This window comes from Allobosea sp. 05T438, assembly GCF_056396025.1.
Map to the genome: position 1 here is coordinate 101,389 of NZ_JBFTKQ010000001.1, position 20,866 is coordinate 122,254.

A 20,866-nucleotide genomic window follows, 5' to 3' on the forward strand; every position below is an offset into this window, starting at 1 on the left:
GCCGGCAGCCGGCGGAATCATGCGATGCTGGCCACCTGCCGCAACCGTGCCGGATGCCGACCTATGAAGCCATGGCTTGCCCCCGCCCTCGCCTATGTCGCGAGCTGGCTCGAATTCCAGCGCCGCTACCACGACCAGCCCGGCTGTGCCGTCGCGATTGCGAGCGGCACGGAGATCGTGCTCGAAACCGCCTTCGGCAGCGCGAACCTCGCGACTGGCGAGGCATTGACGCCGCGCCACGGCTTCCGCATCGCCTCCCATTCCAAGAGCTTCACCTCGGCCGGCATCCTGCGCCTGGTCGAGGAAGGCCGGCTGCGGCTCGACGACAAGGTCGGCCGCTTCATCGACGGGCTGCATCCCGAGATCGCCGACGTCACCATCGAGCAGGTGCTCTCCAACAGTGCGGGCCTGACCCGCGACGGGCCGGACAACGGCCAGTTCCTCGACCGCAAACCCTATTGCAGCAAGGCGGAACTGCTCGCCGATCTCGCCGTGGCTCCGGTCTATTCCGGCTCGCAGCGCTTCAAATACTCCAATCACGGCTTCGCCCTGCTCGGCCTCGTCATCGAGGCGGTGACGGGCCTGAGCTACGATGAGTGGATCACCGACGAGGTCGTCTCCAAGGCCGGGCTGCTCGAAACCAAGGCCGATATCGAGCTCTGGGGCCACCGCCCCATGGCGAAGGGCCATAGCGGCACGCAGCCGCTCGGCCGGCGCGTCGTCATCCCCGCCGACAATCCCGGCCACGCCATGACCTCCGCCGCCGGCTTCGTCGCCACGGCCGCCGATGTCGCGCGCTATTTCGCGCAGCTCTCGCCGAAGGCTGAGACCAGCATCCTCTCGGCCCTCAGCCGCCGTGAGATGACGCGGCGCCTCTGGCCGGACGACGAGTCGAGCCTGGGGCGCCATTACGGCCTCGGGACCATCTCCGGCGGCGAAGGCGGCTGGCGCTGGTTCGGCCATTCCGGCGGCTTCCAGGGCTTCATCACCCGCACCTGCGTCTTCCCCGAGCAGGACCTTACCGTCGCGGTGCTGACCAACGCCATCGACGGCCTCGCCCACCCCTGGCTCGACGGCGTCGCCCATATCCTCAAGACCTTCGCCGAGCGCGGCGCGCCGCCGGCGGAAGCGCGGGATTGGGCCGGCCGCTGGTGGACCATCTGGGGCGCGAATGATCTCGTCCCGGTCGGGAAGCAGGTGCTCGTCACCGCCCCGGCCCTGCTCATGCCCTTCCTCGACGCCCCCGAGATTACGCTGGAGGCGCCCGATCGCGGCCGCATCACGCGCGCCTCCGGCTTCAGCAGCCCCGGCGAGACGGCGGAACTCCAGCGCGACGAGACCGGCGCCGTGCGTTCCGTTCGCCTCGGCGGCGGCCGTCTCGTCGGCGAAGAGGAAATGCGCGCCGAGATGCTGGCGCGCTATGAGCCCCCTAAGGGAGCCTGACGGCATCCGCACATTCGGGTCTCGAGCCCGGGTCCCTGCCCCCTTCATGCTCGCCCTTCTGGCGAGCAACCGGTCGTCACTTTCGCTCTCGGACATCGCCGTTTCCGATGCGCCAGAGTCGTAATTTTGCGTGTGCCATGCCAGCATTCCATGGCCGCTCTCAGCTCATCTCGGGCATTGCCGGCGTCCGCTCTTGGGCAGAAGCGCCATGCGCAAGGCGCGCCCTGCCCCTGGCTGTCGAAATCTTGCCGTGGCGGCCTGCATGAGCAATTGAAAGGCTCATGTCGCCCAACAACGACGCGGGCACTCGCAAAACTTCGCCAGGTAGCCATGGCCTCTGCTGAACCGACGCCCATCTCCGTCGCGAAATTCGACGCCGACCGCGCCGGCGAGTATCTCCTCCAGAGCCGCATTGCGCTGGCAGGTTACGAAGCTTGTCATGAGCTTTCGGCCTGCATGCTGGCGGCGACGCTAGGTCCGGGCAACGCAGCCCGAGTGCTCGCCGTTGGGGCTGGTGGCGGCGGACAGGAGATTGTCAGCGCCGCATCTCTCGAACCGGGCTGGAGATTTGTCGCCGTCGACCCATCCGCACAGATGATGGATGTTACGGCGGGGCGGTTGCAGGAGCTCGGATTCCTTGATCGGACGGAGATCGCGATCGGCTATGTCCAAGAGCTTCCCGCCGGGCGCGATTTCGACGCCGCGACGCTGATCGGCGTGCTGCATCATCTCCCGGGAAGAAAGGCCAAGGGCGACATTCTCGACTCCATTGCGTCACGGCTGAAACCCGGCGCTCCACTCATTCTTGCCGGCAATCGCTTTGCCTACGCCGCCGAACCTCTGCTGCTGGCGGCCTGGGCAGAGCGCTGGCGCATGCACGGAGCAAAGCCCGCCGAAGTCGAAGCGAAGCGCGCCAAGATTTTGCAGGGCGCCGATCCGCCCGCATCGGAGAACGAGGTCGCTGCTTTGCTGGAGGCTGCCGGATTTGGGCCGCCAACATGGTACTTTTCCAGCCTGTTTTGGGGCGCCTGCCTGGCTACGTACCGCGGCTAATTGCGAGCCGGCAGGCAGATGGTGTCCGCTTGCTGGCAGATCGCCAGTGTCGGCTCTCCGCCCGCTCCGGACATTGCCGCTGGACCGCGCACGGCCCTCGACCTGAACCCGCACATGCAGAGGTCGATAGCCACACAAGACCTGGATGCTCGGCGCACGGCCGAGCCCGGTGGTGCGGCACGCTGACGGCACAGCCTGGCGCGAGCAGCGCTTTCCGGCGATGGCGCAATCATCCGCGCCACCCGCCACGCATTCGCCGCCTTTGCGCCGCATTTTAATTGCGAGGGCCGGCCGATGCGTGTGATCGCTTCAATCGCCGTGGCGGCTTTGCTTGCCTTGGGAGCGACGCGCGCATTCTCCCATCAGGCGCCAAGCCGCTGGGACTACCCGTTCTACTGCTGCTCCGGCGCCGACTGCGCGCCGCTGGAGGCAGAGGCCGTGCGGGAAGTCCATGGCGGCTTCGTCGTGACAGTGCTGCCGGGCGAACACCCGATGTGGCCGAAGGAGCGCCGCGTGCCCCTGAAGCTCGAAATCCCCTACGACAAGGCCACGCCGTCGCCTGACGGGCACTGGCATCTCTGCATCAACGATGCCGGCGAATTACTCTGCTTTTTTGCGCCAGCTGGCGACTCCTGACGACTGCGCGGCAAGGGCACTTCCGCGCTTCCTCGAAACGCGGAAATGGGCCGCCTTCAGCCGAAGGCCGGGTGGTAACGCACCTCGCCACGCGGCGCCGCCGCCTTGAAGGCCAGCCATTGCAGAGCGGCCGGCGGGGCATCGCCGAACCGCAACTCGCCATCGCTGGCAAAACCGAAGCGATGGTAGAAGGCCGGATCGCCCAGCACCACGACGCCGGTCGCCCCGCTCGCGCGCAACTGGGCGAGGCCTTCCTCGATCAGCGCTCCGCCGATCCCGCGGCGCTGCCGCAAGGGCGAGACCGAAACCGGGCCGAGCCCGTACCAGGCGCCCATCACTTCCGCGATCTCGATTGGTGAGAACGCGACATGGCCGATGACGCCGCCGCCCTCGACGGCGACGAGCGACAGACTCAGCGCCCCCGCCTCGCGCAGGCCGGAGACGATCGCCGCCTCCGTGCCGCTGCTGTGCTGCGCCTTGGCAAAGGCCGACGTGGTGATCTCCGCGATTTCTGCCTCGTCGCCCGGCCGCTCGAGCCTGATGTCGATGCTCATGAGCTCCTGCCTCCGGAACCCATCCTAGCGCATGAAATGCAGTTCCCGGAATCGTACGCGGAAGGCCGTCACGTCCCTCGCCACGGCCGCGGCGGAGCGTGCGCCATTGAGGCCCTCGGCGATGTAGCCCGCCAGTTCCGGCATATCGGCCGCGGTCATGCCGAAGCGCACGATCTCGGGCGTGCCCAGCCTGAGGCCGTTGACGTCACCAGCGACTGCCGGCAGCGGCAGGCCGATGCCGCAGGACAGGATGTTGACCGCGCGCAGCTTCTTCGCCGCGGCCTGCCCGCCGCCATAGGGCGCGGCCTCGATCGCGAACTGATGCGAAGTCGTCATGCCGCGATCGCGGGCGAAGACCGGCACCTGCCGCTCGGAGAGCGCTTCGGCCAGCGCCTTCGCGGTCTTGGCCATCTCCTGAGCATAGGCGCGGCCATGCGCTTTCCAGTCGAGCAAGGAAACCGCGAGCGAGGCCGATTTCGCCGCGTCGAAATTGGCGGTGAGGCCTGGATAGGCGATGGCGTCGAGTTTTTTCGCGATCTCGGCATCGTTGGTGAGGATCAGCCCGGAAGGCGGCCCGCCCAGGCTCTTATAGGTGCTCATCGTCATCAGGTGAGCGCCCTCCTCCAGCGGTTGCTGCCAACCATGGCCGGCGATCATGCCGGACATATGCGCCGCATCGAACAGGACGAGCGCGCCGACCTCGTCGGCAATGGCGCGGATCTCGCGGATCGGATGCGGAAACAGGTTGAGGCTGCCGCCGATCGAGATCAGCTTTGGCCGGAGCCGCAGTGCATCCGCCCTGAGCTTTTCGACATCGACCGTGTAGTTCACCGGGTCGATCGGCGCCGGATGGGTGACGATCCCGTAGAGACCGGCAGCGCCGGCGCCGTGATGGGTGACGTGGCCGCCGATCTCGCCCGGCGGCGCGATGATGCAGTCGCCCGCCTTGGCCGCGACCATGAAGGCGTAGAGATTGGCGATGGCGCCCGAAGGCACCCGGATCTCGGCATATTCAGCGCCGAAGACCTCGGCCGCCAGCTCGGCGGCGATGATCTCGATCTGCTCGATCGCCTCCAGCCCCATCTCGTATTTGTCGCCGGGATAGCCAAGCGAGGGCCGCGCCCCGATCCCCGCCGAGAGCAGCGCTTCAGCTTTCGGGTTCATGACGTTGGTCGCGGGGTTGAGGTTGACGCAGTCGCGCTCATGGATGGCGCGATTCTCCGCCGCGAGCGTGTCGATCCGCGCCGCGATCGCCTCGAGCGGCTGGCTCGCCGTCTCGCCGGCGACCTTGAGCACATAGTCCTCGCTCGCCTGCGGCACCCAATCGCGCCTGCCCAGTGCCGTCATGCCACCTTCCCTCCGCTGTCGCCTGCCTTCTGGCATATCAGCGGTTTGCCGCGTCGCGCGCAAACGAGTATTCCTCGCTCGCAGGCTGAGAAAATCTCAGCCTCGAACTGGATGCTCGCCGTGCCCGTCAAACCGCCCCGCCCGCGCCTGCCCTCGCTCAACGCGCTGCGCGCCTTCGAGGCGGCGGCGCGGCTGGAGAGCTTCACCAGGGCGTCGGACGAACTCGGCGTTACGGCCGGCGCCGTGACTCAGCAGATCCGGCAGCTCGAAGCGACGCTCGGCTTCCCGGTCTTCCGCCGGCTGGCGCAGGGCGTCACCCTGACCGATGCGGCGCGCGAGGCCCTGCCGAGGCTGACGCGCGGCTTCGACATGCTCGGTCAGGCCGTTCAGGCACTGCGGGAGGCGGAGCCGCATCGTCCGCTGGCTATCGCAGCCCTGCCCTGTCTCGCCCAGCTCTGGCTCTCGCCGCGCCTGCCGGCGCTGCAGCAGGCCTTCCCGGACCTGCAGATCTCGCTCACCGCCATGGAGGAGCCGCCCGATCCGCGCCGGGAGCCATACGATCTCGCGCTGTTCTACCGGGTATCGGCCGAGTCGGGAGCCCAGCAGCTAGGCGACGACGCCATCCTGCCGGTCTGTGCCCCGACTCTCGCCAGCCAGATCTCGTCCGCCGCCGACCTCGCACGACAGACGCTGCTGCACGATGCCGTCTGGCGCAACGACTGGGCGCGCTGGCTTGCCTTTGCGCTTCCCGAAGCCCGGATCGACTCCGGGCGCGGCCCGGCCTTCTCGCTTTACAGTCTGGCGCTGGATGCCTGCCTGTCAGGCTCGGGCGTGCTGATGGGCCGGATGAGCCTCGTCGCACCCCATCTCGCGAACGGGCGGCTCGTCGCGCCCTTCGCACAGGCCATGCCGACGCCGGACCGGCCAACGCTGACGCCGGCTATCGGCCCCGGCGCGCATGCCCGCCGAGGCGAAATCATGGAATGGCTGGCGCGCTCGGCACAGGAAGGCTCTCCGAGTGCCTTCGCGGTCTTGTGAGCCCCGATCCTGAGGAGCAGCGCGACCGGCGTCTCGAAGGATGCTCCAGCTGGTTCCGGAGCCTCCTGAAACATCCTTCGAAACGCCATTCCCAACGGAATGGCTACTCAGGATGAGGGCTACCGAAAATAGGGGCCTGGCTCAGATATAGGCGCCGCAATTGCCTTCGAGGATCTGGTCCATCGAGCGCGATGGCTCGGCGCAGCCGGCCTCGCCGACGACCTTGGCCGGCACGCCCGCCACGGTCTTGTTGCGCGGCACCGCTGTCAGCACCACCGAGCCCGCCGCGACGCGGCTGCACTGGCCGACCTCGATATTGCCGAGGATCTTGGCGCCCGCGCCGATCAGCACGCCCTTGCGGATTTTCGGATGGCGATCGCCGCCCTGCTTGCCGGTGCCGCCAAGCGTGACGCCGTGCAGCAGCGAGACATCGTCCTCGATCACCGCCGTCTCGCCGACGACGAGGCCAGTGGCATGGTCGAGGAACACGCCCTTGCCGATCTTTGCGGCCGGGTTGATGTCGGTCTGGAAAACCTCCGAGGAGCGCGCCTGCAGATAGAGCGCGAAATCGCGCCGATCCCGCGTCCAGAGCCAATGCGCCAGGCGGTGGCACTGCAACGCGTGGAAGCCCTTGAAGAACAGCACCGGCTCGAGCACGCGGTAGCAGGCCGGGTCGCGGTCGAGCACCGCCATCACGTCGGCACGCATGCCGGCGCCGATCGTCTCGTCATCGGCCATCGCCTCGGCGAAGCCCTGCTCGATCAGATCGGCCGTCACTGCCGGATGGCCGAGCCGGGCCGCGACGCGATGGGCAACCGCGCATTCGAACGAGGGTTGGTTGAGAATCGAGGCGACGATGAGAGTGCCCAGCGCCGGCTCGGCCGCAACGGCCGCCTCGGCCTCGCCACGCAGGCGAGACCAGACGGGGTCGAGCCGGTTGAGGCCGGTCGTGAGATCGCGTGCTTCCACGGCAGAGCGCCCTGACGGCATGATCATTCTCCGGAAAGGGTCGTCAGCAGGAGGACAGCCTAGCCACAAGCTGGCGTCCGCACCAAAGGCTCAAGCCGACCAAAGTTGAATCAAAAAGCGAGGCAGCGGATTCAGTTTTTCAGGGAATGTCGACAACACATTGGCGTCGCCCGCTTTTCCAGATTGCCTCTATTCATCCGCGACGTTCTCACAAACGCGCGAGAAAGTCGAGGACGGCCTGCTTATGGCTCTTGTCGCCGACCGCKAGGTTGTGGTCCCGCCCTTCGATCGCGAAGGATTCCGCGTCGGGAATGAGCTTCGCCAGCTCCGGGCCGGAGCCTGAAACATCGTCCTTCGTGCCGACGCTGATCAGGGTCGGCATCGCGATCTGCCCGACCTGCTCGGCAGTGAGAGTCTGGCGCGAGCCGCGGATGCAGGCGGCCAGCGCCTTGAGATCGCTCTTGGTCTGCTCGGCGAAGGCGCGGAACATGCGCTGCATCGGGTCGGTCAGCACGTCGAGCGAGGGCGCTTCCATCGCATCGGCGATGCCGAGCGGTAGCCCCACCCCCTCGACGAGATGGATGCCGAGCCCGCCGAGCAGCAGCGCATCGAGCCGGCGTGGATGCGCCAGCGCCAGATGCGCCGAGATGCGCGCGCCCATCGAATAGCCGATCACGGCCGCGCGCGGGATGTCGAGATGGTCCATCAGCCGGCGCACGTCCTCGGCCATGATCTCCGAGGAATAGGCAGCGGGCTCATAGAGCTTCTCGCTCTGGCCATGGCCGCGGTCGTCGAGCGCGACGACGCGGTAGCCGGCATGGGTCAGCGTCTTCGTCCACTGGGTGTTGACCCAGTTGGTCATGTGGGAAGAGGCGAAGCCGTGGACCAGCACCACGGTCCGGTGCTGCGGCGTGTCGCCAGTCGGGGCCAGATCGATGAAAGCGATCTTCACGCCGTCGGAGGAAAAGCTCTGCATGCGGATCTCGGAACGAGGCGGGATGACGAAACCGGTTGTTGCCCTTCCCTGCCATGCAGGTCGGGCTTTGGGTAGCCGCTGCGGCGCGGCTTGCTTATGAACTATCGCCATGAGCCAGACCGCCAACAGCGCGCCAACCACCTCCGCGACGACGCAATCGCCCCGCTTCGCCTTCGTCGACGTCGCGCGCGGCATCGCGTTGCTGGCGATGTTCGTCTACCACTTCGCCTATGATCTCTCCTTCTTCGGGCTGATCGAGACCGACGTCGTCGCCGAGCCAGGCTGGCGGATCTTCGCGCGCTGCATCGCCGGCTCCTTCCTGATCGTCGTCGGCTTCAGCCTCGTCCTGGCCACGCGCAAGGGCCTCAACCGCCCCGCCTATCTGAAGCGCCTCACGATGGTCGCCGGTGCCGCCGCCCTGGTTTCGCTGGGCACGTGGTTCGCGATCCCCGGCAACTTCATCTTCTTCGGCATCCTCCACCACATCGCGCTGGCGAGCGTGCTGGCCCTGCCCTTCCTGCGGCTGCCCGTCGCCGTCGTGACGCTATCGGCGGTGCTCGCTTTCGCGCTGCCGCGCTTCGTCGCCCACCCGCTGCTCGACGCCCCCTGGCTGTCCTGGCTCGGCTTCTCGCATGCGCCGCTGCAGACGGCCGATTTCGTACCGGTCTTCCCCTGGTTCGGCTGCGTGCTCACCGGCATCGTGCTGGCGCGCCTGCTGCTGCCACGCCTCGAAGGCACGCGGCTCGCGGCCTGGCGCCCTCGCATGCTCGCGACGCGAATCGTCGCCTGGGGCGGCCGCCACAGCCTGCTCGTTTATCTCGTCCACCAGCCGGTCTTCATCGCCGCCCTGACGCTGGTGACCTTCGTCGCCCCGCCGCCTCCGCCGGCCGAGCGTGCCTTCCGGGCCGAATGCCAGCGCAGCTGCGGGCCCGACGTGCCGCAGCAGCTCTGCCGCGCAGTCTGCGGCTGCACCATCGACAAGCTCAAGCGCGCGCAGCTCTGGCAGAAGGCGCTCGACGACCTGCTCTCACCGGACGAAGGTGCCCGCGTGAGCGCGCTCGCTCAGGCCTGCCTCCGCGAGCGTTGATGCAAATCCCGGACTGGCGTCGCGCCGGCTGACGGGATAGGTTGCGCCCGAATTCCAGCTTCTGAAGAGCGACGACCATGGCCGCGACCGGCATTCCGCATTTCCACAACGACCCCGGCGTCGCCGTCGTCCATGTCGGCGCGCACGAGTTCATGTGCATCGGCGCCAAACCGCCCTTCGACCACCCGCATGTCTTCCTCGACATGGGCTCGGACAGCGAGATCATCTGCCCCTACTGCTCGACGCTGTTCAAATACGAGCCGTCGCTGAAGGGCTCCGAATGCACCCCGCCGGAATGCGCCTGGCACGACACCGCCAAGGCGGCCTGAAGCCGGCTCCGCCGAAGCGCGGGTTCTGAGGGGCACCCGCGCCCTCCCCGGCGCCATCGATCAAGGGCATCCTTCGTGTCTGCTCCTCATTTCGTCATCGCCGGCGCCGGCATCGGCGGGCTGACCATGGCGCTGTCACTGGCCCGCCGCGGCATCGCCGCCACCGTCGTCGAGAAGCGCACCGGCTTCGGCGAGACGGGCGCCGGTCTCCAGATCACCTCCAATTCCGGCCGCGTGCTCGATGCTCTCGACCTGACGCTGCCGCTGAAGCGCGTCAGCGTCTCCTCGCACGGGCTGATGATCCGGCGCTGGCGCGACGGCTCGCAGGTGTTGGAGATGCCCTCCAGCCCGGAGCACATGCCGACCCCGTTCCGCATGCTCAGGCGCAACGACCTTCACACCGTCCTGCTCGACGCCGCGCGCGCCATGCCGAACATCCGCCTGATGGTCGGCCGCGGCGTACAGGAGGTGAGTCAGGACGAGAACGGCGTCGCGGTCAGGCTCGGCGGGCAGAACGGCAGCAGCGAGACGATTTCCGCGCTCGGGCTGATCGGCGCCGACGGGCTGTGGTCACGCGTGCGGGAACTCTCCGGCGATGCCTCGCCGCCAGTCTTCACCGGCTACGAAGCCTGGCGCGCCGTCGTGCTGGCCCGCGCCGTCGACAAGCCGCGCGTGACGCTCCATCTCGGCCCCGGCCGGCATGCGGTGCACTATCCCGTCGCCGGCGGCAAGGAGATCAACGTCGTCGTCGTCCGCCAGGCCAAGGAAGCCCGTGAGGGCTGGTCGCGCGACGGCGACGCCAGCGTCGTCACCGAGCATCTCTCCGGCGCTTCCCCGGCGCTGCGAGAGCTTACGGGTGCGGCGCAGGGCTGGCAGGTCTGGTCGCTGTTCGACCGCAAGCCCGCCGCCATGGCCGGAGGGCGCATCGCGCTGATGGGCGACGCCGCCCACCCCATCCTGCCCTTCCTCGCCCAGGGCGCCTCGCTCGCGATCGAGGATGCCGCCGTGCTGGCGCGCCTGCTGGCCGAGGCCCTCGGCCGCGACGGCGCCGCCGGCGTCCCCGCCGCCTTCGCCGCCTATGCGGGAGCCAGGGCCCGGCGCGTCGCCCGGGTGCAGGACGAAAGCCGCGGCAACGGCCGCAACTACCATCTCGGCTGGCCGCTCAGCATCGCCCGCGATTTAGCCCTGAAAAGGCTCGGCCCCGAGGGGCTGCGCAACCGCTATGGCTGGCTTTACGACTGGCGCGACATATAGCATCGGACCGAAAAGCGGAATCCCCTTTTCGGAAAAATCCGATGCAATAACAAATAGATAGGTTACCCTCATCGCGTCCGGCCAGACGTGCGGCGCTCCAGCTGATCTCGTCATCGCCGCATTCCATCCCTATCTGTAGGTTCGGAGAGGGATGAAAGAAAGATGATCCGCGTCAACCTTTACGAGCAACTCAATGGCCGGGCCCGCGCGATGCCGCGCTGGGCAGCATGGCTTGCCATGGCGGCGAGCTTCGTCGTCGGCATCACCCTGTTTCTGGTCGCGGCGAGCCTCGCCCTGATCTTGATCCCGATCGTCGCCATAGCCGGCGTGATCGCGGTCTGGCGGCTCAAGGCCAAGTTGAAGGCGGCCGGTTTCGACCGTGCCGATCCCTTCGCCGGCGGACCGCAGCAAACCGAACGGATCGAGGTGATCGATGCGGAATACCGCATCATCGAGCCGGACGAGCCGCGCCGCTAGAGCATTGGCCGAAAAATGGAATCCACTTTTCGGAAGAACGCGATGCTTTGACAAAGGGACAGATCGCCACTTCGCGTCCGAAGGGACGCAAGGCGATCTGGAACCCGTTCCGAACAGCCTGCTGGTGCAGGCTAATCGGTAAGACGGCTCTGTATTTTGAGTGAGAGCCGGCTTTGGAGGCTCATTCGATCCTGCTGACCAGGATCTTGTCGATGCGGCGGCCGTCGAGATCGACGACCTCGAAGCGCCAGAACCCCTTGTCGAAGCTTTCGCCGACATTGGGCAGATGGTTCATCTCCGCGAGGATGAAGCCGGCGACCGTCTGGAAGTCGGCGTCGCGCGGGATCGGAATGCCGAGTTCGTGCGAGAACTCATCGACCGGCATCCAGCCCGCAACGAGATAGGACCCGTCGGCGCGCGTCACGATGGCCGGCTCGTCCTCCTCCTCTTCCTGGAAGGCGCCGATGATCGCCTCGAGCACGTCGCCTGGGGTGATGATGCCCTCGAAATGGCCGTACTCGTCGAAGACCAGCGCCATATGCACGCGGCTGGAGCGGATTTCGCGCAGCACATGCAGGGAGTCAGCGGTGTCCATCACCATCGGGGCATCCTGCACACGTCGGCGCAGCTCCTCGATGTCGCCCGCGGCCAGGAAGTCGATCAGATCCTTCACCAGCACGACACCGATGATCGAATCCGACTCGCCGTCCTGAACCGGCAGGCGCGAGCGGCGGCAGTCCTTCAGCTGCTGGCGGAGCTCCTCGGCGCTATCCGACAGGTCGATCACCTCGACCTCGCGGCGCGGCGTCATCAGGGCGCGCGCCGAGCGATCCGCCAGTCGCATCACGCCAGCGATCATCTCGCGTTCGTCGCGCTCCAGCACGCCGGCGGTCTCCGCCTCGGCAATGATGGTGCGCACCTCCTCCTCGGTCACCTTCTCGTCAGTTTCGCCCTTCTGGCCGAGCAGTGCGAGCACCGACTTGCCGGAGACGTCGAGCAGGAAGACGAGTGGCGCGCCGATCTTCGACATGAACAACATCGCGGGAGCGACGCGTGCCGCCACGCGCTCGGGGTCGCGCAGCGCGATCTGCTTCGGAACCAATTCGCCGAGGATCAGCGACAGATAGGTGATCGCGACGACGACGATGCCGACACCAAGCGTATCCGACACCGATTGCGAAAAACCCTGGGTGCCGAGCCATTCCGACAGGCGCGCGCCCAGCGTGGCGCCGGAGAAGGCACCGGAGAGCACGCCGACAAGCGTAATGCCGATCTGAACAGTGGAGAGAAAGCGGCCGGGGTCTTCGGCTAGGCGAATCGCGGTCGCGGCGCCCTTGTTGCCCTGGTCGCTAAGGACCCTGAGGCGAGCCGGCCGCGACGAAACCACCGCGAGCTCGGACATGGCGAGAAGTCCATTCACGATCGTCAGCGCCAGGACGATCAGGATTTCGGTTAACAAAACCAATCCGTTTGCTGCGGCGCTGCGACATTTGGCAGCCCGCTTCCACGCTCCTTATAGCGGATCGTTGCACTAACGCGATAAGCCAGACTAAAGAATCGTGAGCGAATGATGACGAAGTCGAGGTTCTGGCAACCGACGCAGGGCGAACATGCGGGCATCGACCGCCGCTTGCAGGCGCCGGCCGCCGAGCGCAATCGCGATGCGATCCTGGACGTGTTGCGCCATGCGCTGCCGCCTTCCGGGCTTGTGCTGGAGATCGCGAGCGGCTCCGGAGAGCATGCCATCCATTTCGCGGCCGCCCTGCCCGCCCTGACTTTCCAGCCAAGCGATCCCGCTCCCGACGCGCTGGCAAGCATCGCAGCCTGGACGCAGGCATCCGGGCTATCAAACATCCTGCCGCCGCTGATGCTCAACGCCAGCACCCCACAATGGCCGGTCGAAGCTGCCGACGCCATTCTCTGCATCAACATGATCCATATCTCGCCCTGGAGGGCCACCGAGGGCTTGTTCCACCAGGCGCGGCTGCTGCTGAAGCCGGATGGCCCACTCTACCTCTACGGCCCCTATCGCCGGCCCGGCCGGCCGCTCGAACCGAGCAACGCGGCCTTCGACGAAAGCCTGCGCAGCCGCGATCCTGAATGGGGCCTCCGCGACCTCGGAGAGATTACGACCCTCGCCGCAGCGAACGGCTTCGGCACCCCGCAAGTCATCGAGATGCCAGCCAACAATTTGAGCGTGATCTTCCGAGCCGGTTGAGAGAAACCGCCGTCGAAAGCGCCGCAGGCGCCTGCCAAGCCAACCCCGCAAAGCCTCCGTCTCGTCCCTTCGTCGGGCTGGCGAATCCGGCGAGCGCTGGATTACGCCGGCCACTGATCCAAGGGGGCATTCATGATTAAGCGTATTCTATGCCTAGGCTTTTTGGCGTTTGTTCTTGCTGGCTGCGTCACCATGCAAAACCCGCTGTCGCAGCGGGACGTCGAAACCTTTCGCCTCGTCAGCATCCATGTAGAAACCGACGCCGCAGCGACCCTGTGGTGGGGGGACGGGGACCGCGCCTATGCGAGATCCAAGGGACGGCCGGAGACTGAATCCGAAGAACTCTCGAAGACGCCTGAAGCGCGCGCTTTTGTCGCCAAGCTGGCTTCCGCGAAGATCGGCAACGCTCTCGAGGAGCAGCTGAAGCCGGTCATGACCGGTCACCGCCCGGTGAAAATCAGGATCAATCTGCGTCGGCTCTACATCGCCTCGGCGATCCAGCGGGTGGTCGTGGGCGGAGGCCACGAGATGGTCGCCGATGTCAGCGTGACAGACGCCAAAACCGGAGCTGTCCTCGTGAACTATCCTGAGTTCAGCGCGATCGCGCTGGCCGGCCAGGGAATCGGCGGAACAATACTCGATGCGGCCTTGATGGCCGATCCGATCGATCGTCTGGCCCTGAACTTCGCCACCAAGTATCGCGACTGGTTGGCGCCGCAACCCGCTCCCTAGACCGGGTGGCCGATGAATCACCTCGCGACCAGCTTGGTGCGGACGGCGGGACTCGAACCCGCAAGCCTTTGAAGGCGCAAGATTTTAAGTCTCGTGCGTCTACCAGTTTCGCCACGTCCGCAGGCGTCACAGCGATAGCGGGCGGGCACGGTGCGCGCAAGCCTCCGGCCCGCCTTCGCACAGGGCTATCGCAGCTGCCCCTCAGTGCGGGCGCGCCGGCTTGTACCATTCGACCCCGTCGGGATCGACATAGAGCCCCGGCGGTACGTTCGAACCGATGCTCTTCTCCTCCATCGGAACGCGCACCGTGTCGTCGCGGTCGCCGCGTTTCACATAGGTGCCGGAGGCCTGTTCGGAATGGCGGTGTGCGCCGCGCCCGACGCTGCTGGCAAGCCCGATCACGCCCTGCCGGCCCCCAACCTTGTCCTGCAGTTCCGTCACCGGGCGGCCGACGAAGGCGACCTTGGCGCTGCCTTCGACCACGGGCAGGGCCCGCCTCGCTGCGCCCTCGCCCGTCACCCTGACGCCGACGAAACGCGGCACATAGGTCGCGCCACCCTTGCCGAAGGATTCCCAGCCGCCGGCCGAGACGACCTGCGCGCCGCAGCGCTTGTGGGCACGCTCGCAGGCCGTGCGCGTGGCGTACCGTGGCGCCCGTTGCTCGAATTCGGCGCGTGCGTTGCGATAGGCGAACTCGCATTGCTCTGCGCTGAGCAGGCCGCCTGCGATGCATTCGTCGCGCCGGACATAGGTGTTTCCGGGGCTCTGGGCCGCCAGATCGCCTGGGCTCGCAAGCGAGAGGGCAGGCGCAAGCGCGGCGACGCGCAGCGTAACGAGAATCGAGGCCGGAATCATCATGCGGTGAAACAACATTACAATTATGGCTTTACAGCAGCGCGCGCCGCGAGGCGGCGAGCTCCCGGGTTGCGCCATAGTCGATTTTGCCATTGCCGAGCACGGGGATCGATGGCGTCACCAGGATGGCGCGCGGCACCCACAGCTCCGGGAAGCCTTGCGCCTTGGCCGCCTCCTGCAGCGCCGCACGGTCTGCGTCGGGCTTCTCGGTGACGAGGATGAGCTGCTCGCCCTTGCGCGGATCGGGCAGGCCGACCACGACATGGTTCTGGTCCGGCCAGAGCTTGGCGATCATGGTCTCGACCGCTGCGAGCGAAACCATTTCGCCGCCGAGCTTCGCAAAGCGCTTGGCCCGGCCACGGATCGCGACGAAGCCGTCCTCGATCACGACGATGTCGCCGGTGTCGTGCCAGCCGCCCTCCGGCGGGATGACGCGACCCGGCTGCTCCGGGTCGAGATAACCGGCCATGACGTTCGGCCCGCGCACGGTAAGCCGGCCGCCCTCATGGATGCCCTCGACGGGCTCCAGCTTCGCCTCTATGCCGGGCAGGAGCTTGCCGACAGTGCCCTCCCGGATCGCCGCCGGCGTGTTGACCGCGAGCACCGGCGAGCACTCGGTACAGCCATAGCCTTCGAGGATGGTGGTGCCGTAGGGCTCCCACATCCGCTTCGTCTCGGCCTTGACCCGCTCCGCCCCGGCAACGACGTAGCGCACACTGCCGAGATCGTTCTTTTCCGCAGCGCGAGCGTATCCCTGCAAAAACGTATCGGTCGCCAGCAGGAAGGTCGCCTTCATGTCGCCGATCAGCTTCGGCACCTGCTTGTAGTGCAGCGGGCTCGGATAGAGCACGACCTTCATGCCGTGCAGCAGCGGCACCATCATCCCGGCGGTCAGCCCGAAAGAGTGGAAGGCCGGCAGCGGATTCATGAAGACGTCCCGCTCGGAGATCGCGCCGGCGGCATGGGCAAAGACCTGCCGCGCATTGGAGACGATGTTGGCATGGCTCAGCGCCACGCCCTTCGGCTTGCCCTCCGTTCCCGAGGTGAAGAGGATGACGGCCGTGTCGTCCGGCTTGGCCTCATAGGAACGATGGACGAGCCCCGGCAGCAGGCTCTGCAACGCGCCGAGCGCCTTGTCGAAGCTGGTGATCTGCTTGCGGAGGTCTTCGAGATAGACGACGCGCCGCCCCTCGCCGAGCGCCGCGACCTCCTCATCCAGCTTGCCCTGATCGACGAAGCGGCGCGAGGTGACGATGGTCTTGAGCTGCGCGACCTCCGCCGCCGCCCGCAGGTTGCGGACGCCGGCCGTGAAGTTGAGCAGCGCCGGCACGCGGCCATAGGCCAGGAGTGCGAACAGCGTCACCGCCATACCCTGCATGTTCGGCAGCAGCACGCCGACATGCTCGCGCTGTACCGTCAGCGCCGCAAGCCTGCGGCCGAGCACCAGCGCGCCCAGCACGAGCCGGCCATAGGTGATCGGCTGACGCTCGGGGTCCTCCAGCGCGATGCGGGCCTTGCCGTGGCGCGCGATGGTCTGCAGCAGGGCGCGAAAGATCGTGATCCGCGCGCCCGCGGCGTCGAAGCTGGTGGCGGCCATATCTGGCGCGTCTCCCGGTCAGCATTTCCTCTGCCGGTCAAACTAGTGAGATCGGCGCCGGTTTCAACGCTGCTTCAGACAATGCGCGGGTGCCACAGCCGTCATGCTCACCCTTGTGGCGAGCATCCACGTCTTGAACACTGCCCTCGAAGAAGAGAAGACGTGGATGGTTGGGATAAGCCCGACCATGACGCGCGGGGCGCGGCAGCCGCCTCCCGGCATTACCCGAAGGCCCCGATCTCGTGCTGGATCGCCCCTGAAATCTCGCGGATCAGCGCGAACAGCGCCAGGATCGGCGCGAAGACGTCGCGGTGCAGGGCCTCGTAGGTGCCGCCTTCGCGCGGACCCGGAGGCTCGCCGAAATCGAGGCCGATGGTCGGGTCGGGATCGCGGGGGAATATCTCGGCCAGGAAAGCGAGACAGGCCGGCACATCGAGGCGCAGCAGCCGCTCGATCAACGCCTCGCGCGTCAGCCCCGCATGCGGCCGAAAATCCGGGATATGGGCGCAGGCAAGCCAGATCCGGTGCATCGCCGCGAGCCGGAGAGCATGGAGCGCCGCGAGCCGCGCCGGCATCTGCGGGGTGTCCTCCGCCGCCACCTTGAGCTTCAGCGCATCGGCCGAGAGCCGCCAGAACAGGCGGCGTAGCGCGGGCGCCAGCTCCAGCCGCGACAGTGCTTCCGCCACCGCCAGCAATTCCTCGCGCCGGCCTTCGCGCACCGTTCGGCGTGCCCGGTCGAACCAGCTGCCGGGGTCGAGCGAGTCGAGATAGGCCCGCAGCACGTCGAGGTCGCTATGCGCCATCGCATAGGCTGCCAGCCGATAGGCGCGGTCGAACCGCTCGGAGCGCTCGCGCATGGCGCGGAAAAGATCCGGCGAGCGCGAGGCCGCGTGGCCGACGCCGTGCATGCTGTTCGCCATCCAGCCGAGCTGCTGGAGGATGGCGTTGTTGGGGATGGCGCGCAGCTCGCGCGGATGCCGGATGCGTGTCGGCCCCGTCCCTTCCGACTGGCGCGCGGCCGGGCGCGAGCCGGTCTTGTCGAGCAGCGAGGGGCCGAAGGTGCCGATCAGCGCGGCGTAGCCGGGGTCGTCGACCAGTACGTTCATCTCCTCGCGCACGGTCTGGAAGAACTCGCTGGCAAAATCCGGCTCGTCATAGATCGGGTCGTCCACCTCCTGGGTCGGCGCGAACACCGCTTCGGCGATCCGGCCGACAGTCGCACCGGCGAGCTGCGGGGTGCCGAACAGGAGATAGCCGTCGCTGCCCTGGAAGCTGGTCTCGCGTACCGTCCTGATGCCGGCGCGCGCGAAGGCCTGCCGCGCATAGGCCGGATCAAGATAGGCCAGCCGGTCCGACAGGCTGTCGGGATGGGCGCCGCGCCCGACCGACTCGCCATGGGTGTCGAAGATGACGAGCTCGACATCCTCGAGTTCGTAGCGCGCGAGCAACTCGCAGATGCGGATGCGCAGCCGCTCGACCCAGAAGGTCGAGGCGACCTGCCCGATATAGCGCCCGGAATCGGAATAGCCGAACTGGATGCACAGCCGCCCGTGGCGCTTGAGGTATTCGCGGAAATGCGGGCTACGGAGTGCCTCGTCGATGATGCGCGGCCCCTGTTCCAGCGCGTCCGAGGTCTCGAACAGCGGCGAGATCTCGATCCGATCGGCGATACCGAAGCGGCTGGCGAGCCAGAGCGCGCAGAGCAGCGTGTAGCCGGTCTCGGTTTCCGCGATCAGGAAGCGCACCGGCTTCGTGCCGTCGACATGCTTCACGATCTGCGCGATCGTCATCATCATCCGCGCCGCCGAGGCCCGCTCGGCCGCCAGCGCCCCGAAATCGACGGCAACCGGTTCGACCTTGCCGAGCTCGGTATTGGCCGCAGCGAGGAAGGCGCGCCGTTGGGCGGGCTGGCCTGGCTCCTCCTCCAGCGGAATGACCGAGCGCAGCGCGTTGTGGAGCTGCGAGGCGTTGAGCCGGAAATGCGGCAGCGCGATCGAGACGCCATGGGCGAGGCAGCCGGCCCGGATCTGCGCAAGCGCGAGCCGCGTCTCGTCGTCGGCGGCATCGGCCAGGGCTGCGTCGAGCATCTCGATCAGGCCGGAGGCCTCCGGCAGCGCGGTCTCGCGTTCATGCACAAGCGAGAGCGCGAAGGCCTGCAAGGCCTGCAGCGAGGGCTGCGTGCCGATCGGCGGCGCCAGCGCGAGCTGGCGCTCCACTGCCGCCAACGCCGTGCCGACCAGCGCGTGGACAGGCCCAGCCACCGGCACGTTCGGCAACTTTTCGAGGATGCGCGCGAACTGCCCGCTCTTCGATTCCAGCCGGTAGCGCAGCGTGTCCCACCAGCCGATATCGGTGCGCCCGTCCGTATCGCAGCCGACCCAGGAAGCGAGCGTGATCGGCTTCGGCGCAAGCTCGGTCCAGCGCTCGGGCCAGCGTTCGAGGGCGATAGCAAAAAACGCCGCGTTCAGCCGGTCGAGGGCATCGCGCGCATGGCGCACGGCGTAGCGCGCCTGCTCGAACTCGTCCTGCAGCGTGATCCGGCCATCGGGGCGGAAGCTCAGATCGGCCTCTCCGACGACCGCCTCCCCCGCAGTACCGCCGGAGGCGAGATCGGCGAGTGCGTGGCAGAGCCGGCGCGCCATGCCGAAGGTCGGATGCGCGGTGAAGACGGCGGCAAAGCGCGCCCGCTCCACGGCCTGCCGGAAATCGTCGAAGGACGCGGCCGCACCGGCCACTGCCTCCGCCAGCCCGGAGAACACAGCCGCTTCATCCTTGTCGAGCCCGACATAGCGGGCGACGCGCACGGCCCGCTGCCGCAGAGCCTGCCGCCCCAGCTGACGAACCAGTTCGCCTGCCCCTTCCACGGTCAGTTCGTTACGGTCCATCAGCCGGGTCAGCCAGAGCGTGACCCGCAGTACCGGGTTGCCAAAGGGGTCGTCGCGAGAATCCCGGCGCGCCTCCTCGATCCGACTCAGCAGTTCGTCTGCGAGCGCCTCGACGTCGGGAACTACCGGGCTTTCCTGCGCGATCTCTGCAGCCATGACCGCCCTCCCGTGGCGCGTCCGGCTTCGTAGGCACAGCCGGTTCGTGCTGCATTGCAGCATCGGATGACCGCAGCCGCAAGCCGGAACGGTATCGCCGACTCGGATAAATTTTACCCGGACCATATTGCGCGGACAAAACTACCCGGATAATAAACCCTCCGTCGAGGAGAACAGATGTCCACCAGCCTGCCCATGCACTGCACCGCCTTCCATGACGCCACCCGTATCGCCGGGGGGGCGCTGCCCGACGTCGCGCTCGCCGTGAAGGCGGCGCTGGCAGCCGATGCAGCAGCAGCGATCCTCGTCTTCGACGACGCAAGCGGAAAGGTCGTCGACCTCGACTTGCGCGGCAGCGATGCGGAGATCGTCGCACGGCTTGCGCCTCAACCAGACAAGGCCTCGAACACCGCTTCGGAAACAGGCGGTGCCGAAGCGCCGCGCGGGCGGGGCCGGCCCAAGCTCGGCGTCGTCGCGCGCGAGGTCACACTGCTGCCGCGGCATTGGGACTGGCTCGCTCTGCAGCCCGGCGGCGCTTCCCAGGTCCTGCGGCGCCTCGTCGACGAAGCGCGCAAGAACGATGGCGGGCGCAGCCGCGCCCGCGCCGCGCAAGCTGCCGCCTATGCCTTCATCTCCGCCATGGCGGGCAACCGCGAGGGCTTCGAGGAAGCCTCGCGCGCCCTCTTCGCCAGCGACGGCGAAGGTTTCGCCACCCACAGCCGGTCCTGGCCCGCCGATATCCGCGCCTACGCGCAAAAGCTGCTTGCAGGTTCGGCCGATCCGGAGCCGCGCCCGTGACGGCCTATCTCGCTCCGAGCTGGGAATCCGGCCGCGACCTCTTCAAGCGCAACATCGCCGGCGACGTCGTGATGCTCAATCTCCTGCGATTGCGGGAAATTGCCGACTACTCCGCCACGCCGCAGCTGGCGCCGGACGAACCGATCAGCGGCGCGCAGGCCTTCGAGCGCTACGTCGCCCACACCCTGCCCTATCTGGAGGCCAGCGGCGGTTCTCTGCTCTTCATCGGCGAAGGCGGTCCGTTCTTCATCGGCCCGGAAGCCGAGCGGTGGGATCGCGCCATGCTGGTCAGGCAATCCTCCGTGCAGAACTTCCTCGCCTTCGCCAGCCACGAGGCTTACCTCGCCGGCTACGGGCACCGCCTGGCCGCCGTCGAAGATTCGCGCCTGCTGCCGCTGGTCCTGACGCCGCCGCCGGCAGGCGGCAAGCGCGCGGCATAGGCGGCACGCCGGGGCGGGCTGC

At 67.5% G+C, this 20,866-nt stretch carries 20 protein-coding genes and 1 tRNA gene; 12 read left to right on the top strand and 9 right to left on the bottom strand.

Annotated elements, in window-relative coordinates; all coding sequences use genetic code 11:
• Nucleotides 1-63: 63 nt before the first annotated feature.
• From AC1DIN_RS00495 to AC1DIN_RS00505, 3 genes are all read left to right on the top strand, one after another.
• Entirely contained in the window at nucleotides 64-1,443 is a 1,380-nt protein-coding gene (locus AC1DIN_RS00495; protein WP_476808293.1) for a serine hydrolase domain-containing protein, read from the top strand.
• A gap of 330 nt (nucleotides 1,444-1,773) precedes the next feature.
• Nucleotides 1,774-2,496: a class I SAM-dependent methyltransferase gene (locus AC1DIN_RS00500; protein WP_476808707.1), complete on the top strand. Its 723-nt coding sequence runs from the start codon at nucleotides 1,774-1,776 to the stop codon at nucleotides 2,494-2,496.
• 294 nt (nucleotides 2,497-2,790) lie between these two features.
• On the top strand, nucleotides 2,791-3,132 hold the full coding sequence (locus AC1DIN_RS00505; protein ID WP_476808294.1) for a hypothetical protein: 342 nt from the start codon (nucleotides 2,791-2,793) through the stop codon (nucleotides 3,130-3,132).
• Nucleotides 3,133-3,188: 56 nt separating this feature from the next.
• Here AC1DIN_RS00505 and AC1DIN_RS00510 read toward each other — a convergent pair whose 3' ends face one another.
• Together AC1DIN_RS00510 and AC1DIN_RS00515 are read right to left on the bottom strand one after the other, a co-directional pair.
• On the bottom strand, nucleotides 3,189-3,686 hold the full coding sequence (locus tag AC1DIN_RS00510; protein WP_476808295.1) for a GNAT family N-acetyltransferase: 498 nt from the start codon (nucleotides 3,684-3,686) through the stop codon (nucleotides 3,189-3,191).
• A gap of 24 nt (nucleotides 3,687-3,710) precedes the next feature.
• Complete coding sequence (locus tag AC1DIN_RS00515) at nucleotides 3,711-5,033, bottom strand: aminotransferase class I/II-fold pyridoxal phosphate-dependent enzyme (RefSeq protein WP_476808296.1); 1,323 nt, start codon at nucleotides 5,031-5,033, stop codon at nucleotides 3,711-3,713.
• Nucleotides 5,034-5,153: 120 nt separating this feature from the next.
• On the opposite strand from AC1DIN_RS00515, the gene AC1DIN_RS00520 reads away from it, so the two are divergent.
• Nucleotides 5,154-6,071: a LysR substrate-binding domain-containing protein gene (locus tag AC1DIN_RS00520; RefSeq protein WP_476808297.1), complete on the top strand. Its 918-nt coding sequence runs from the start codon at nucleotides 5,154-5,156 to the stop codon at nucleotides 6,069-6,071.
• 141 nt (nucleotides 6,072-6,212) lie between these two features.
• On the opposite strand, the gene cysE is transcribed toward AC1DIN_RS00520, so the two are convergent.
• Nucleotides 6,213-7,061 carry a serine O-acetyltransferase gene (gene cysE, locus AC1DIN_RS00525; protein WP_441471704.1) on the bottom strand — a complete coding sequence of 283 codons (849 nt, stop codon included), beginning with the start codon at nucleotides 7,059-7,061 and terminating at the stop codon, nucleotides 6,213-6,215.
• A 187-nt stretch (nucleotides 7,062-7,248) separates the two neighbouring features.
• A complete protein-coding gene (locus AC1DIN_RS00530) occupies nucleotides 7,249-8,016 on the bottom strand; it encodes an alpha/beta fold hydrolase (protein ID WP_476808298.1) in 768 nt (255 codons plus the stop codon).
• Between the two features lie 109 nt (nucleotides 8,017-8,125).
• Between AC1DIN_RS00530 and AC1DIN_RS00535 the strand changes: the two genes are divergently transcribed.
• The 4 genes from AC1DIN_RS00535 to AC1DIN_RS00550 all read left to right on the top strand — a co-directional run bounded on the left by AC1DIN_RS00535 (nucleotide 8,126) and on the right by AC1DIN_RS00550 (nucleotide 11,163).
• A complete protein-coding gene (locus tag AC1DIN_RS00535) occupies nucleotides 8,126-9,103 on the top strand; it encodes a heparan-alpha-glucosaminide N-acetyltransferase (RefSeq protein ID WP_476808299.1) in 978 nt (325 codons plus the stop codon).
• Nucleotides 9,104-9,180: 77 nt separating this feature from the next.
• Entirely contained in the window at nucleotides 9,181-9,432 is a 252-nt protein-coding gene (locus tag AC1DIN_RS00540) for a zinc-finger domain-containing protein (RefSeq protein ID WP_476808300.1), read from the top strand.
• Nucleotides 9,433-9,507: 75 nt separating this feature from the next.
• Nucleotides 9,508-10,686 (top strand): FAD-dependent monooxygenase, encoded by a 1,179-nt coding sequence (locus tag AC1DIN_RS00545; RefSeq protein ID WP_476808301.1) that lies wholly within the window; start codon nucleotides 9,508-9,510, stop codon nucleotides 10,684-10,686.
• Nucleotides 10,687-10,848: 162 nt separating this feature from the next.
• The gene (locus AC1DIN_RS00550; protein WP_476808302.1) at nucleotides 10,849-11,163 is read left to right on the top strand and encodes a hypothetical protein; all 315 of its coding nucleotides are present in this window, start codon (nucleotides 10,849-10,851) and stop codon (nucleotides 11,161-11,163) included.
• 181 nt (nucleotides 11,164-11,344) lie between these two features.
• On the opposite strand, the gene AC1DIN_RS00555 is transcribed toward AC1DIN_RS00550, so the two are convergent.
• Complete coding sequence (locus tag AC1DIN_RS00555; protein WP_441471807.1) at nucleotides 11,345-12,607, bottom strand: hemolysin family protein; 1,263 nt, start codon at nucleotides 12,605-12,607, stop codon at nucleotides 11,345-11,347.
• 126 nt (nucleotides 12,608-12,733) lie between these two features.
• Here AC1DIN_RS00555 and AC1DIN_RS00560 point away from each other — a divergent pair, with 126 nt between their 5' ends.
• Both AC1DIN_RS00560 and AC1DIN_RS00565 read left to right on the top strand, forming a co-directional pair.
• Nucleotides 12,734-13,381 carry a DUF938 domain-containing protein gene (locus AC1DIN_RS00560; RefSeq protein WP_476808303.1) on the top strand — a complete coding sequence of 216 codons (648 nt, stop codon included), beginning with the start codon at nucleotides 12,734-12,736 and terminating at the stop codon, nucleotides 13,379-13,381.
• 132 nt (nucleotides 13,382-13,513) lie between these two features.
• Nucleotides 13,514-14,113 carry a DUF6778 family protein gene (locus AC1DIN_RS00565; RefSeq protein WP_476808304.1) on the top strand — a complete coding sequence of 200 codons (600 nt, stop codon included), beginning with the start codon at nucleotides 13,514-13,516 and terminating at the stop codon, nucleotides 14,111-14,113.
• A 34-nt stretch (nucleotides 14,114-14,147) separates the two neighbouring features.
• Here AC1DIN_RS00565 and AC1DIN_RS00570 read toward each other — a convergent pair.
• From AC1DIN_RS00570 to AC1DIN_RS00585, 4 genes are all read right to left on the bottom strand, one after another.
• Nucleotides 14,148-14,234: transfer RNA gene (locus tag AC1DIN_RS00570), tRNA-Leu, on the bottom strand.
• Between the two features lie 80 nt (nucleotides 14,235-14,314).
• The gene (locus AC1DIN_RS00575; RefSeq protein WP_476808305.1) at nucleotides 14,315-14,986 is read right to left on the bottom strand and encodes a DUF1190 domain-containing protein; all 672 of its coding nucleotides are present in this window, start codon (nucleotides 14,984-14,986) and stop codon (nucleotides 14,315-14,317) included.
• A gap of 13 nt (nucleotides 14,987-14,999) precedes the next feature.
• On the bottom strand, nucleotides 15,000-16,565 hold the full coding sequence (locus AC1DIN_RS00580) for an AMP-binding protein (RefSeq protein WP_476808306.1): 1,566 nt from the start codon (nucleotides 16,563-16,565) through the stop codon (nucleotides 15,000-15,002).
• A 221-nt stretch (nucleotides 16,566-16,786) separates the two neighbouring features.
• Complete coding sequence (locus tag AC1DIN_RS00585; protein WP_476808307.1) at nucleotides 16,787-19,606, bottom strand: phosphoenolpyruvate carboxylase; 2,820 nt, start codon at nucleotides 19,604-19,606, stop codon at nucleotides 16,787-16,789.
• 177 nt (nucleotides 19,607-19,783) lie between these two features.
• Here AC1DIN_RS00585 and AC1DIN_RS00590 point away from each other — a divergent pair, with 177 nt between their 5' ends.
• Nucleotides 19,784-20,404: a DUF2239 family protein gene (locus AC1DIN_RS00590; protein WP_476808308.1), complete on the top strand. Its 621-nt coding sequence runs from the start codon at nucleotides 19,784-19,786 to the stop codon at nucleotides 20,402-20,404.
• The gene (locus AC1DIN_RS00595) at nucleotides 20,401-20,844 is read left to right on the top strand and encodes a DUF1330 domain-containing protein (protein ID WP_476808309.1); all 444 of its coding nucleotides are present in this window, start codon (nucleotides 20,401-20,403) and stop codon (nucleotides 20,842-20,844) included. Before AC1DIN_RS00590 ends, AC1DIN_RS00595 begins: the two co-directional genes overlap by 4 nt.
• The last annotated feature ends 22 nt before the right edge of the window (nucleotides 20,845-20,866 follow it).

Excerpts from the sequence above, each read along its gene's own strand:
- AC1DIN_RS00500 (WP_476808707.1), top strand. The coding sequence starts at position 1,774 with ATGGCCTCTGCTGAACCGACGCCCATCTCCGTCGCGAAATTCGACGCC.
- AC1DIN_RS00510 (WP_476808295.1), bottom strand. The coding sequence starts at position 3,686 with ATGAGCATCGACATCAGGCTCGAGCGGCCGGGCGACGAGGCAGAAATC.
- AC1DIN_RS00535 (WP_476808299.1), top strand. The coding sequence starts at position 8,126 with ATGAGCCAGACCGCCAACAGCGCGCCAACCACCTCCGCGACGACGCAA.
- AC1DIN_RS00580 (WP_476808306.1), bottom strand. The coding sequence starts at position 16,565 with ATGGCCGCCACCAGCTTCGACGCCGCGGGCGCGCGGATCACGATCTTT.
- AC1DIN_RS00495 (WP_476808293.1), top strand. The coding sequence starts at position 64 with ATGAAGCCATGGCTTGCCCCCGCCCTCGCCTATGTCGCGAGCTGGCTC.
- cysE (WP_441471704.1), bottom strand. The coding sequence starts at position 7,061 with ATGCCGTCAGGGCGCTCTGCCGTGGAAGCACGCGATCTCACGACCGGC.
- AC1DIN_RS00585 (WP_476808307.1), bottom strand. The coding sequence starts at position 19,606 with ATGGCTGCAGAGATCGCGCAGGAAAGCCCGGTAGTTCCCGACGTCGAG.
- AC1DIN_RS00550 (WP_476808302.1), top strand. The coding sequence starts at position 10,849 with ATGATCCGCGTCAACCTTTACGAGCAACTCAATGGCCGGGCCCGCGCG.
- AC1DIN_RS00505 (WP_476808294.1), top strand. The coding sequence starts at position 2,791 with ATGCGTGTGATCGCTTCAATCGCCGTGGCGGCTTTGCTTGCCTTGGGA.
- AC1DIN_RS00575 (WP_476808305.1), bottom strand. The coding sequence starts at position 14,986 with ATGTTGTTTCACCGCATGATGATTCCGGCCTCGATTCTCGTTACGCTG.
- AC1DIN_RS00515 (WP_476808296.1), bottom strand. The coding sequence starts at position 5,033 with ATGACGGCACTGGGCAGGCGCGATTGGGTGCCGCAGGCGAGCGAGGAC.
- AC1DIN_RS00560 (WP_476808303.1), top strand. The coding sequence starts at position 12,734 with ATGACGAAGTCGAGGTTCTGGCAACCGACGCAGGGCGAACATGCGGGC.
- AC1DIN_RS00565 (WP_476808304.1), top strand. The coding sequence starts at position 13,514 with ATGATTAAGCGTATTCTATGCCTAGGCTTTTTGGCGTTTGTTCTTGCT.
- AC1DIN_RS00540 (WP_476808300.1), top strand. The coding sequence starts at position 9,181 with ATGGCCGCGACCGGCATTCCGCATTTCCACAACGACCCCGGCGTCGCC.
- AC1DIN_RS00590 (WP_476808308.1), top strand. The coding sequence starts at position 19,784 with ATGTCCACCAGCCTGCCCATGCACTGCACCGCCTTCCATGACGCCACC.